General features: G+C 72.9%; 11 protein-coding genes. 7 read left to right on the top strand and 4 right to left on the bottom strand.

The window, feature by feature from the left end; all coding sequences use genetic code 11:
- Positions 1-107 precede the first annotated feature (107 nt).
- The 4 genes from K1T35_RS12615 to hrcA form a co-directional block, all read right to left on the bottom strand.
- Complete coding sequence (locus K1T35_RS12615) at positions 108-845, bottom strand: 16S rRNA (uracil(1498)-N(3))-methyltransferase (RefSeq protein ID WP_220260352.1); 738 nt, start codon at positions 843-845, stop codon at positions 108-110.
- 25 nt (positions 846-870) lie between these two features.
- Positions 871-1,659, bottom strand: a complete 789-nt coding sequence (locus K1T35_RS12610; protein ID WP_220260351.1) for an alpha/beta fold hydrolase — start codon at positions 1,657-1,659, stop codon at positions 871-873.
- Positions 1,656-2,813: a molecular chaperone DnaJ gene (gene dnaJ / locus K1T35_RS12605; protein WP_220262554.1), complete on the bottom strand. Its 1,158-nt coding sequence runs from the start codon at positions 2,811-2,813 to the stop codon at positions 1,656-1,658. The genes K1T35_RS12610 and dnaJ overlap by 4 nt, the downstream gene beginning before the upstream one ends.
- Positions 2,814-2,875: 62 nt before the next feature.
- Complete coding sequence (gene hrcA, locus K1T35_RS12600) at positions 2,876-3,895, bottom strand: heat-inducible transcriptional repressor HrcA (RefSeq protein ID WP_255621819.1); 1,020 nt, start codon at positions 3,893-3,895, stop codon at positions 2,876-2,878.
- Between the two features lie 85 nt (positions 3,896-3,980).
- Between hrcA and K1T35_RS12595 the strand changes: the two genes are divergently transcribed.
- The 7 genes from K1T35_RS12595 (at position 3,981) to fdhD (ending at position 11,841) form a co-directional block, all read left to right on the top strand.
- Positions 3,981-4,547, top strand: a complete 567-nt coding sequence (locus K1T35_RS12595) for an ASCH domain-containing protein (RefSeq protein ID WP_220260349.1) — start codon at positions 3,981-3,983, stop codon at positions 4,545-4,547.
- A gap of 72 nt (positions 4,548-4,619) precedes the next feature.
- Positions 4,620-5,105 (top strand): formate dehydrogenase subunit gamma, encoded by a 486-nt coding sequence (locus tag K1T35_RS12590; RefSeq protein ID WP_220260348.1) that lies wholly within the window; start codon positions 4,620-4,622, stop codon positions 5,103-5,105.
- Positions 5,102-6,643 (top strand): NADH-quinone oxidoreductase subunit NuoF, encoded by a 1,542-nt coding sequence (locus K1T35_RS12585; protein ID WP_255621818.1) that lies wholly within the window; start codon positions 5,102-5,104, stop codon positions 6,641-6,643. Before K1T35_RS12590 ends, K1T35_RS12585 begins: the two co-directional genes overlap by 4 nt.
- Complete coding sequence (gene fdhF, locus K1T35_RS12580; protein WP_220260347.1) at positions 6,640-9,465, top strand: formate dehydrogenase subunit alpha; 2,826 nt, start codon at positions 6,640-6,642, stop codon at positions 9,463-9,465. The genes K1T35_RS12585 and fdhF overlap by 4 nt, the downstream gene beginning before the upstream one ends.
- Positions 9,465-9,689 (top strand): formate dehydrogenase subunit delta, encoded by a 225-nt coding sequence (locus tag K1T35_RS12575; RefSeq protein WP_220260346.1) that lies wholly within the window; start codon positions 9,465-9,467, stop codon positions 9,687-9,689. Before fdhF ends, K1T35_RS12575 begins: the two co-directional genes overlap by 1 nt.
- Entirely contained in the window at positions 9,686-11,005 is a 1,320-nt protein-coding gene (locus K1T35_RS12570; protein ID WP_220260345.1) for a molybdopterin molybdotransferase MoeA, read from the top strand. Before K1T35_RS12575 ends, K1T35_RS12570 begins: the two co-directional genes overlap by 4 nt.
- Positions 10,993-11,841, top strand: a complete 849-nt coding sequence (gene fdhD / locus K1T35_RS12565) for a formate dehydrogenase accessory sulfurtransferase FdhD (protein WP_220260344.1) — start codon at positions 10,993-10,995, stop codon at positions 11,839-11,841. Before K1T35_RS12570 ends, fdhD begins: the two co-directional genes overlap by 13 nt.
- Positions 11,842-11,974: the final 133 nt, after the last annotated feature.

The raw sequence follows: 11,974 nt of genomic DNA, 5'->3' as shown, positions 1-11,974 counted from the left end.
CCGGCGGCCCCGTGGGTGCGAACACCCGCGGCACGATCCGTGATAGGCGAAAGGTACCCCCGCCGCGACCAGGGCGAACCCGGTCTCACCCGGATGACGGTGGCACGTCACCCCCAGCGCGCGGTGAGCACCCCCAATGCGCCCAGCGCCACCGCGGCCGCTGTCGATGCGCGCAGCACCTCGGGGCCCAGCCGCACCGGCCGCGCGCCGGCCGCGACCAGCGCCTCGAGCTCGCCGTCGGTGATCCCGCCTTCCGGACCGACCACGAGCAGCAGCTCCCCGCGCGGTGGCAGCGGCAGGTCGGCGAGCCGTGCGGAGGCGGCCTCGTGCAGCACGACCGCGAGGTCGGCCGCGGCGACGCGGCCGGCGAGCACGGCCGTGGAGACCGGCTCCTCGACGACCGGCTGCCACGGCCTGCGGGCCTGCTTCGCGGCCTCACGGACGGTGCCGCGCCAGCGGGCCAGTGCCTTCTCCCCACGCGGCCCGTCCTCCCAGCGGGCCACGCACCGCGCGGCGCGCCACGGCAGGATCCCGTCCACGCCGGCCTCTGTGGCGAGCTCGACGGCCAGCTCACCGCGGTCGCCCTTCACGAGAGCCTGTGCGAGCAGCACCCGAGGGCTGGGCGGGTCGGCATCGGCCCGCCCCGTGATCGTGAGGTCGACGGTGTCGCGACCCGCCGCGTCGACCACGGCGTGCGCCAGCCCGCCACGGCCGTCGGACAGCAGCACGGCCTCGCCGGGCCGCAGCCGCTTGACGGTGGCGGCGTGCCGGCCCTCCGGCCCCTCCAGCCGGGCGGCCCCGGCGGCCGGCAGGGTGTCGAGCAGGAAGAGTGGCGCTGTACTCATGACAGGGGGCTCATGACAGGGGGGCTCATGCGCGACGGATGGGCATGATCGTGGGCACGGGGTCCCTGGTCAGGAAGTCGAGCACGAGCTGCGTGACCAGCGCGGGCTTCTCCATGCACAGCAGGTGCGACGTGCCGGGCACCACCGCCAGCTCGGCCTCCGGCAACGACCGGTACATCTCGACCGTGTGCTCGAGGGCCACCGCGTCGTCGTCGCCCGACATGACGAGCGTGCGCGCCGGCACGCCCGCGAGCTGCTCCGCGGTGAGCGTCGGCCCGGTGAGCGCGCTCTCGATGATCTTCGCCGCGACCACCGGGAAGTGTTCGCCGCCGTCCGGGGACTCCTCCGCGTACCAGGCGGCGAGCGGGGTCGCCCGTAGCTCGGTCACCGCGTCCGGCCCGTGGAAGAATGCCGGGAGCAGGCCGCTCTGGTGGAACTGGCCGCTGATCAGCACCATCCGGCGCACGAGATCGGGGCGGGCGAGCCCCGCGAGCAGCGCGGTGATCGCGCCGTCGCTGTAGCCCACGAGGTGCGCGGGACCGCCGACGACCTCTTCAAGGAACGCGACGGCGTCCCGCGCGTACACCTCGTAGCTGAACGGGCCGGGGACGTCAGGGGTGCGGCCGTGGCCGCGCCGGTCGGGCGTGAAGACGTGGAACCGCTCCGCGTACGCCTGCCGCACCGGCACGAACTCGCGCGAGCTGGAGAACCCGCCGTGCAGGTAGACCAGTGGCTCCCCGCTGCCGTACTCGGCGTGCCAGGTGGCGTGCCCGCCGACCGTGACGAAGGATCCGGGTACGAGGGAACCCGTCATCGACCGAACGAGTCGCGCAGCCGCGAGAAGATCCCGTGCCCGTTGCGGTTGCCACCCGCGAGATCCGGCTGCTCCTCGCCCCGCAGCTCCGCGAGCTGCCGCAGCAGCTCGGTCTGCCGGGCATCGAGCTTGGTGGGCACGACGACGTCCACGTGCACCATCAGATCGCCATGGCCGTCGACCCGGCCCGTGGACCGCAGCCGTGGCATCCCCTTGCCGCGCAGCGTGATCACGGTGCCCGCCTGTGTGCCCGCCTCGATGTGCAGCTCCTCGGCGCCGTCGAGGGTGGGCAGCGGCAGCGTGGTGCCCAGCGCGGCGGCCGTCATCGGCAGCGGCACGCTGCAGTGCAGGTCGGCGCCGTCGCGGGTGAACAGCTCGTGCGGCTCCTCCTCGACCTCCACGTACAGGTCACCCGCGGGACCGCCGCCCGGACCGACCTCGCCCTGCCCGGCCAGCCGGACGCGCATGCCGTCGGCGACACCCGGCGGGATGCGCACGCCGACCGTGCGCCGCGAGCGCACGCGCCCGTCGCCGCCACACTGCCGGCACGGCTCGGGGATCACCTCGCCGAAACCGCGGCAGTTGGGGCAGGGCCGCGAGGTGACGACCTGGCCGAGGAACGAGCGCTGCACGCTCTGCACCTCGCCACGACCGTTGCAGATGTCGCACATCGTGGGAGCGCTGCCGGGCGCGCAGCCCGAGCCGCTGCACTCACTGCAGAGGACGGCGGTGTCGACCGTGAGGTCGCGGGTGACGCCGGTGGCGCACTCCTCGAGGGTGAGTCGCATCCGGATCAGCGCGTCGCCACCCGGTTGCACCCGGCTGCGCGGGCCACGGCCGCGCGGACCGCCCTGGCCGCCGAAGAAGGCGTCCATGATGTCGCCGAAGCCGAACGCGCTGAACGGGTCGGCCTGGCCTGCCCCGCCGCCCCTGCCGTTGCCCAGCGGGTCGCCGCCAAGGTCGACGATGCGCCGCTTCTCCGGGTCGGACAGCACCTCGTACGCGGCGCTGACCTCGCGGAAGCGCTCCTGCGCCTCCGGGTCCGGGTTCACGTCGGGGTGCAGCTCACGCGCCAGCTTGCGGTAGGCCCGCTTGATCTCGTCAGGGCCGGCGTCTGGCGCGACGCCGAGTGTCCCGTAGTAATCCCGTACCACGTGCGCGTTCCCCATGGTCCTTCTCGATCAGTACTGCTCCGGATGCGGCTCTTCGCCGCGCGTCAGCGTCCAGCCAGGATCTCACCCACGTATCGGGCCACCGCGTGCACCGCGGCGATCGAACCGGGGTAATCCATCCTCGTGGGTCCCACGACCCCCATACCGCCGAGCACGGTGCCCGGCCCGTAGCCGATGGACACCAAAGAGGTGTCGCGCATCTCCTCAGCCTCGTTCTCCTCGCCGATGCGCACGGTGACCGTGCCCCGCTCCTGGGCGGACGCCAGCAACTTGAGCACCACGACCTGCTCCTCGAGGGCCTCGAGCACCTGGCGCAGCGAGTGCGGGAAGTCGGCCACGTTGCGGGTGAGGTTGGCCGTGCCGCCCAGGAGCAGCCGCTCCTCCGGGTGCTCGACGAGCGTCTCGATCAGTACCGTCGACACTGCGATCATCGCGTCGCGCAGGTCGGCGGGCACCGTGGTGGGCAGCTCGGCGACGGCGGCGGACGCGGCCGCGAGGGGCCGCCCCACCAGCGCGCCGTTGACGAGGGTGCGCAGCTGCCCCACGTCGTCGTCGGTGATCACGTCGCCGAGGTCGACGACCCGCTGGTCGACGCGACCGCTGTCGGTGATGAGCACCAGCATCAGCCGGGCGGGCGTGAGCGAGACGACCTCGCAGTGGCGCACGGTGGAGCGGGTGAGCGTGGGGTACTGCACCACCGCGACCTGCCGGGTGAGCTGGGCGAGCAGCCGCACGCTGCGCCGGAGCACGTCGTCGAGGTCGACGGCGCCGTCGAGGAACGCCTGCACGGCGCGCCTCTCCGGCCCTGACAGCGGCTTGACCTGGGTCAACCGGTCGACGAACAGCCGGTAGCCCTTGTCGGTGGGCACGCGCCCCGCGCTCGTGTGCGGCTGGGCGATCAGGCCCTCGTCCTCCAGCACCGCCATGTCGTTGCGCACGGTGGCGCTGGAGACGCCCAGGTTGTGCCGCTCCACGATCATCTTGGAACCGACGGGCTCGTGGGTGGAAACGTAGTCGGCGACGATCGCCCGCAGGACGGCGAAGCGACGCTCGTCGGCGTTCACGGCAGCGCTCCTCCCCGCGATTTTCCGGTGGACTTCCCCCAGTCTATGTGTTCTGCCCTGTCGGCAGCGCAGGCACGATGTGCGTGTGCTGATCCGTCGCCCCGTCCTCGACGCCATCGCCGCCGGGACGGTCACGTGCGTGTTCCGGCGGTGGGACCGGCCGCGCGTGCGCGTAGGCGGCACGCAGCGCACCCAGGTCGGCGTCCTGGAGATCACCTCGGTCGATCCGGTGGACGAGGCGGGCCTGACGCCCGAGGACGCCGGCGCCGCCGGATTCGCCGATCTCGCCGCGCTGCAGCGGGCCCAGCGTGGCGACGGCGTGCTCTACCGCATCGGATTACGGCTGGCCGGACCCGACCCGCGCGTGGCGCTGCGGGCGAAGCGGCGGCTGTCGAAGGCCGACCGCGCCGAGATCGAGACCCGGCTGGCGCGGATGGACCGCACCGCGCCCCACGGACCGTGGACAGCCGCGGTGCTGGAGCTGATCGCGGAGAACCCGGGCGTGCGCGCCCCCGACCTCGCTGCCCGCATGGGCCGGGAGACGCTGCCGTTCAAGCGCGACGTCCGCAAGCTCAAGGAGCTGGGACTGACCGAGAGCCTGGAGGTCGGCTACCGGCTCTCGCCGCGCGGGCGGGCGTATCGCCGCGGCTGATAGATGTCGTTTATCAAGGGATCACGAAGATTGCTTTGACCCACCTGAGGTCAGGTCGTGATTGTCTACAGTATGACGACGGACGTCACCGATCTCGCCGCAGTGCGGGTGCAGCGGATCCGCGAGATCGCGACTGCACGTCGCGACCTGCGCGGCCCCCTGATCCCGATACTCCACGCGGTCCAGGAAGACCTCGGCCACATCGATCAGGCGGACGTCCCGGTGATCGCGGAGGTGCTCAACCTCTCCGCCGCCGAGGTACACGGGGTCGTCACGTTCTACCGCGACTTCCGCCGCGCCCCCGGCGGGCGCGCCACCATGCGGATCTGCCAGGCCGAGGCCTGCCAAGCGGTCGGGGCGGAAGCGCTTGGCGCGCACGCCCGCCGCCGGCTCGGCGTCGAGTTCGGCGAGACGACCTCCGACGGGGCGGTCACCCTCGACGAGGTCTTCTGCCTCGGCAACTGCGCCCTCGGACCCGCGGTGCAGGTCGACGGCCGGCTGCACGGCCGGGTGAGTCCCGCCCGGCTCGACGCGTTGCTCGGAGAGGTGGCCCGATGAGGGGGATGGAAGCCGGCGGGGTGAGTGCGGGCAAGCGCCGCGTCTACGTCCCTCGGGACTCGGCGGCCCGCTCCGTCGGCGCCGACGCGGTGGCCGAGCGGATCGCCGCCGCAGGTGCCGAGGTGGTGCGCACCGGCTCGCGCGGCATGCTCTGGCTGGAGCCCCTCGTCGAGGTGGAGACCCCGGCCGGCCGCGTCGGGTACGGGCCGGTGGCCCCGGAGGACGTCGACGGGCTGGTCGCGGCCGGCCTGCTGGACGGGCAGGGCGAGAGTATTGGCGTCGTCGAGGACCTGCCGTGGATGCGCAGGCAGCAACGGGTGACCTTCACCCGCGTCGGGATCGTCGACCCCCGCTCGCCCGAGGACTACGAGGCCCACGGCGGCCTCGCCGGCCTCCGGACCGCGCTGCGGATGAGCCCGGCCGACGTCGTCGAGGAGGTCGTCACCTCCGGCCTGCGCGGCCGCGGCGGGGCCGGCTTCCCCACCGGGATCAAGTGGCGCACGGTTCTCGGCGCCGACGCGGACATCAAGTTCGTCTGCTGCAACGCCGACGAGGGCGACTCCGGCACGTTCGCCGACCGGATGCTCATCGAGGGCGATCCGTTCACCCTCATCGAGGGCATGACGATCGCGGCGCACGCCGTCGGCGCGAGCGAGGGCTACGTCTACCTGCGCTCGGAGTACCCGGACGCGGTCGAGACGCTGACGGAGGCGATCGAGGCCGCACGGGCCCGCGGCTGGCTCGGCGAACGGATCCTCGGCTCGGACCTCACCTTCGACCTGCACGTCCGGGTCGGGGCGGGGGCCTACATCTGCGGCGAGGAGACCTCGATGCTGGAGAGCCTCGAGGGCAAGCGCGGCCAGGTGCGGGCCAAGCCTCCGATCCCGGCCCTCGAAGGCCTGTTCGGCCGCCCGACCGTCGTCAACAACGTGCTCTCGCTCGCCTCGGTGCCCGCGATCCTCGCCGACGGCGCGGAGGCGTACGCCGCGCTGGGCGTCGGCCGCTCCCGGGGCACGAGCGTGTTCCAGCTCGGCGGCAACATCGCGCGCGGCGGGATCGTCGAGACCGCGTTCGGGATCACCCTCGGCGAGCTGGTGGACGACCTCGGCGGGGGCACCGCGTCCGGCCGCCCGGCCCGCGCCGTGCAGGTGGGCGGCCCGCTCGGGGCCTACCTGCCCGTGGAGAAGTTCGACCTGCCGATGGACTACGAGGCGTTCGCCGCGGCCGGGGCGATGCTCGGGCACGGCGGGATCGTCGTCTTCGACGACACCGTCGACATGGCCGCGATGGCCCGCTTCGCGTTCTCGTTCTGCGCCGAGGAGTCGTGCGGGAAGTGCACGCCGTGCCGGGTGGGCGCGGTGCGCGGCGTCGAGACGATCGACCGGATCCGCACCGGCCAGGAGCGGGAGAAGAACCTCGTGCTGCTCGAGGACCTGTGCGAGCTGATGACCGACGGGTCGCTCTGCGCCATGGGCGGGCTGACCCCCATGCCCGTGCGCAGCGCGGTGCGCCACTTCGGGGAGGACTTCGCCAAATGAGTCTGCTCAAGGAACCGGACTTCGGGACCCCGGCGCGCGAAGGCGCCGCCACCGTCGAGGTCACGATCGACGGGGTCGCGGTCGCCGTCCCGCCCGGCACGTCCGTCATGCGGGCGGCCAAGCAGGCCGGCCTCGACATCCCCAAGCTGTGCGCCACCGACTCCCTCGAGGCGTTCGGCTCCTGCCGGCTCTGCGTCGTCGAGATCGACGGGGCGCGCGGCACCCCCGCCTCGTGCACGACACCGGTCGCCCCCGGGATGGTGGTCCGCACGCAGACCGAGAAGCTCGGCAAGCTGCGCCGCGGCGTGATGGAGCTCTACATCTCCGACCACCCGCTCGACTGCCTCACCTGCTCGGCCAACGGCGACTGCGAGCTGCAGGACATGGCGGGCGTCACCGGGCTGCGCGAGGTGCGCTACGGCTCGGGCGTGGACGCAGGCGCGAACCACATGGATCTGCTCAAGGACACGTCCAACCCCTACTTCGACTTCGACGCCTCCAAGTGCATCGCCTGCTCACGCTGCGTCCGCGCCTGCGACGAGGTGCAGGGCACCCTCGCCCTGACGATCGAGGGCCGCGGATTCGACTCGAAGGTGGCCGCGGGCGCCGGCGTGTCGTTCATGGAGTCCGACTGCGTCTCGTGCGGCGCCTGCGTGCAGGCCTGCCCCACCGCCACCCTGCAGGAGAAGTCGGTCGTCGAGCTCGGCATGCCCACCCGCAGCGTCGTCACCACCTGCGCCTACTGCGGCGTCGGCTGCTCGTTCAAGGCCGAGCTGCGCGGTGACGAGCTCGTGCGGATGGTCCCGTACAAGGACGGCGGCGCGAACGAAGGCCACTCGTGCGTGAAGGGCCGGTTCGCGTTCGGCTACGCCAGCCACCCGGACCGGGTGATGACGCCGCGGCTGCGCGACTCGATCGCCGACCCCTGGCGCGAGGTGTCGTGGGAGGAGGCCATCTCGTTCACGGCACGGCGGCTCCGCGAGATCCAGGCCGGGCACGGGCCGGGCTCGATCGGCGCGATCACCTCGTCCCGGACGACGAACGAGGAGGTCTACGCGGTCCAGAAGATGGTGCGCGCGGTGTTCGGCAACAACAACGTCGACACCTGCGCCCGCGTCTGCCACTCCCCCACCGGCTACGGGCTCAAGCAGACCTTCGGCACGTCGGCGGGCACGCAGGACTTCAAGTCCGTCGCGAAGGCCGACGTGATCCTGCTGATCGGGGCCAACCCGACCGACGGGCACCCGGTGTTCGCCTCCCGGATGAAGCGGCGGTTGCGGCAGGGCGCGAAGCTGATCGTCCTCGACCCGCGGCGCATCGACCTCGTCCGGTCCCCGCACATCGAGGCCGCCCACCACCTGCAGCTCGCCCCCGGCACCAACGTGGCGGTCGTCAACGCGATGGCGCACGTGGTGGTCACCGAGGGGCTGGCCGACCGCGAGTTCGTCGCCGCCCGCTGCGAGGGGTTCGAGGAGTGGGAGGCGTTCATCGCCGGGCCCGAGCACAGCCCCGAGGCCGTCGAGGAGATCACCGGGGTACCCGCCGCCGAGCTGCGGGCAGCCGCCCGGCTCTACGCGAGCGCCGGCAACGCCGCCATCTACTACGGCCTCGGCGTCACCGAGCACAGCCAGGGCTCGACGATGGTGATGGGCATGGCCAACCTCGCGATGGCCACCGGCAACATCGGCCGCGACGGCGTCGGCGTCAACCCGCTGCGCGGCCAGAACAACGTGCAGGGCGCCTGCGACATGGGGTCGTTCCCGCACGAGCTGCCCGGCTACCGGCACGTCTCCGAGGACGGCGCCCGGGAGATCTACGAGCAGCTGTGGGGCACGCCGATCCTCGACGAGCCGGGGCTGCGCATCCCCAACATGTTCGACTCCGCGATCGACGGATCGTTCCGCGCCCTGTTCGTGCAGGGCGAGGACATCGCCCAGTCCGACCCGAACACCCAGCACGTGCACGCCGCGCTCGCCGCGCTCGAGCTGCTCGTCGTGCAGGACCTGTTCGAGAACGAGACGGCGAAGTTCGCGCACGTGCTGCTGCCCGGCACGTCGTTCCTGGAGAAGGACGGCACGTTCACCAACGCCGAACGCCGCATCAACCGGGTCCGGCCGGTGATGGCGCCCAAGACCGGCAAGCACGAGTGGCAGATCGTCAGCGAGATCGCCCAGGAGATGGGCTACCCGATGCACTACGACTCGGCCGCCCAGATCATGGACGAGATCGCGCTCACCACCCCCACGTTCGCCGGGGTGTCGTTCGACCACCTCGACAAGGTCGGGAGCGTGCAGTGGCCGTGCAACGAGAACGCCCCAGAGGGCACACCGATCATGCACGTAGACGGCTTCGTACGGGGTAAGGGCAAGTTCGTGGAGACCACGTACGTGCCGACGCGCGAGCGCAGCACCCGGAAGTTCCCGCTGATCCTCACGACCGGCCGGATCCTGTCCCAGTACAACGTGGGCGCGCAGACCCGGCGCACCGCCAACGTGGCGTGGCACCCCGAGGACCTGCTGGAGCTGCACCCGCACGACGCCGAGGTGCGCGGCATCGGCGACGGCGACATGGTCGTGCTCTCCAGCAGGGTCGGCCGCACGACGCTGCGGGCGGTGATCGCCGAGCGCATGCCGGTCGGGGTCTGCTACACGACCTTCCACCATCCCGTCACCGGCGCCAACGTCGTGACCACCGAGAACTCCGACTGGGCCACCAACTGCCCCGAGTACAAGGTCACGGCGGTGCAGGTCGCGCTCGCACCGGAACAGGCCGCGGTACGCGAGGAGCTCGCCGCGAGGCCCGTCCCCGCGGCGGGTGAGTGATGGACGGCACGCCTACCTACGTGCGGCTGGCCAACGACATCGCGGTGCAGTTCGCACACCGGCCGCTCGACGAGGCCGCCCACGCCGTTGCCGCCCATGTGCGGACGTTCTGGGACCCGCGGATGCGGACCGCGCTCCTCGAGCACCTCGCCGCGGGTGGCGCGGGGCTCGACCCGATCGCCCTGCAGGCGGCGGAGCTGCTCCGCCCGGCCGGTGTCCGATGACCAGTGCGGACGTGCGGCACGCGGCGGCCAGGACCGGAACGCTCGCGTGGGACGCGGCGCGGGAGGTCGCACACGCGGCCGCAACGCCGCTTCCGCCCCGCGAGGTCGCCCTCGCCGACGCGGACGGCACGGTGCTCGCGGCGCCGCTGGTCGCGGTGGCCGACCACCCACCGGTGCCCCGCTCGGCGATGGACGGCTACGCCGTGTGCGGTGCGCCGCCATGGCGGGTGCTCACCCCCGAATTGCGGCAAAGCCACTTTCACGCAAGCACGTTGCCCGAAAGTGGCTTTGCTGAAACGACGTGGCTGGGCAGCCTGGCCGAGGGCGAGGCGTGCGCCGTCGTCACCGGCGCGCCCCTGCCGGCGCGCACGACGGCCGTTCTGGCCGACGAGGACGCGGTCCGGGACGGGGATCTGCTGAGCGGCGCGGCGCCGCCGGGGCGCCACATCCGCCCCGTCGCCGAGGAGTGCGCGGCAGGCGAGCAGGTGCTGCCAGCGGGCTCCCTTGTCACTCCGGCCGCGCTCGGGCTCGCCGCCGCACTGGGCTACGACAGCCTGCTCGTGCGGCCGCTGCCGCGCGTCGTCGCGCTCGTCACCGGGAACGAGCTGGTCAGCGGCGGACGTCCCGGGCCGGGCCAGGTCCGGGACGCGATCGGGCCAATGCTCCCCGGACTCCTCGCGCGCGCGGGTGCTCGGCCCGCGGAGCCGCTTGCCGTCCCCGACGACCGCGGCCTCCTGCGCGCCGCGCTGGGTGCGGCGGCCGGGATGCCGGTCCACGGCGATGTCGGCCCGGCTCTCGGGGCGCCTGGGGTTCCAGTGGGTGCGGGCGAGCCTGCGGACATGGTGCTCGTCTCGGGATCCTCCGCGGCTGGCCCGGCCGACCATCTGCGTGCGACGCTCACCGAGCTCGGCGCCGAACTCCTCGTCGACGGCGTCCGCTGCCGCCCCGGACATCCACAGGCGTTGGCTCGACTCGGCGACACCCTCGTGGTGGGCCTGCCGGGCAACCCGCTCGCAGCCCTCGCCGCGTTCCTGACCGTCGCCGTCCCCGCACTGGCGGGGCTGCGCGGGGAACCGCTCCCGGGGCTGATGGCGGTGCCGATCCCTGGCGGGATCGCCCGGCATCCCCTGCACACCCGGCTCGTCCCGGTGGCCGTCGACCCGTCCGGGGCCGTGCCGGTGGGCCACGCGGGATCGGCGATGCTGCGGGGCGCGGCTGCCGCCGACGCCTTCGCGGTGGTCGACCCCGGCCCGGCGGACGCGATCGCGGCCCGCCTCCTCCCCCTCGACCCGGGAGCACGTCCATGGGCCGTCTGATCGCCCGCCGCCCCGTCCTGCGACTCACCCCCGATGGCGCGAGCCGCCGGCCGGACGCCCTCGCCGTCGAGGAGCCGCTCGAACTGCGCGTCGACGGCCGCGCGCTCGCCGTGACGATGCGGACGCCGGGTCACGACGTCGAGCTGGCGCACGGCTTCCTGCTCACCGAGGGTGTCATCGGCGCCGTCGAGGACGTCCGCGACGCCCGCTACTGCGGATCCCGCGACGAGGACGGCCGCAACACCTACAACGTGCTCGACATCCGGCTCAGCGAGGGCGTGCCCGCCCCCGCGCCGGGCGTGGAGCGGAACTTCTACACGACGTCATCGTGCGGCGTGTGCGGCAAGGCGTCGCTGGACGCGGTGCGGCTGCGCTCCCGGTACTCCCCCGCGGACGATCCGATGCGCGTGGCACCCGAGGTGCTGACGGCCCTCCCCGACATCCTCCGCGACCGGCAGCGCGTGTTCGACAGCACCGGCGGCCTGCACGCCGCCGGTCTGTTCACGGCAACCGGCGAGCCGCTCGTGGTGCGCGAGGACGTCGGGCGGCACAACGCCGTCGACAAGGTCATGGGCTGGGCACTCATGCAGGGCCGGGTGCCGGCCATCGGATCCGTACTCGTCGTGTCCGGGCGCGCGTCGTTCGAGCTGGCGCAGAAGGCCGTGATGGCCGGGGTGCCCGTGCTCGCCGCCGTCTCCGCCCCGTCCTCGCTCGCGGTCGAGCTGGCCGTCGAGTGCGGCCTGACGCTGGCCGGGTTCGTCCGCGACGGGCGGATGAACGTCTACAGCCACAGCGAGCGGGTCGCCCACGTCCACGCCGGGACCCACGGATCGTGATCGCCTGAAGTGGTGTCGGAGCGACAGATTTGACGCTCTGGCACCACTTCCGCTGATCACGAGCTCTGGCAGCGACCAGTGATCATCGGTTGGGGTGCGTGGCCGGCCGTATGGAGCGAGCACAAGCCCGACG

This window comes from Pseudonocardia sp. DSM 110487, assembly GCF_019468565.1.
Classification (GTDB): domain Bacteria; phylum Actinomycetota; class Actinomycetes; order Mycobacteriales; family Pseudonocardiaceae; genus Pseudonocardia.
This window is presented reverse-complemented; position numbering and strand designations above follow the sequence as displayed.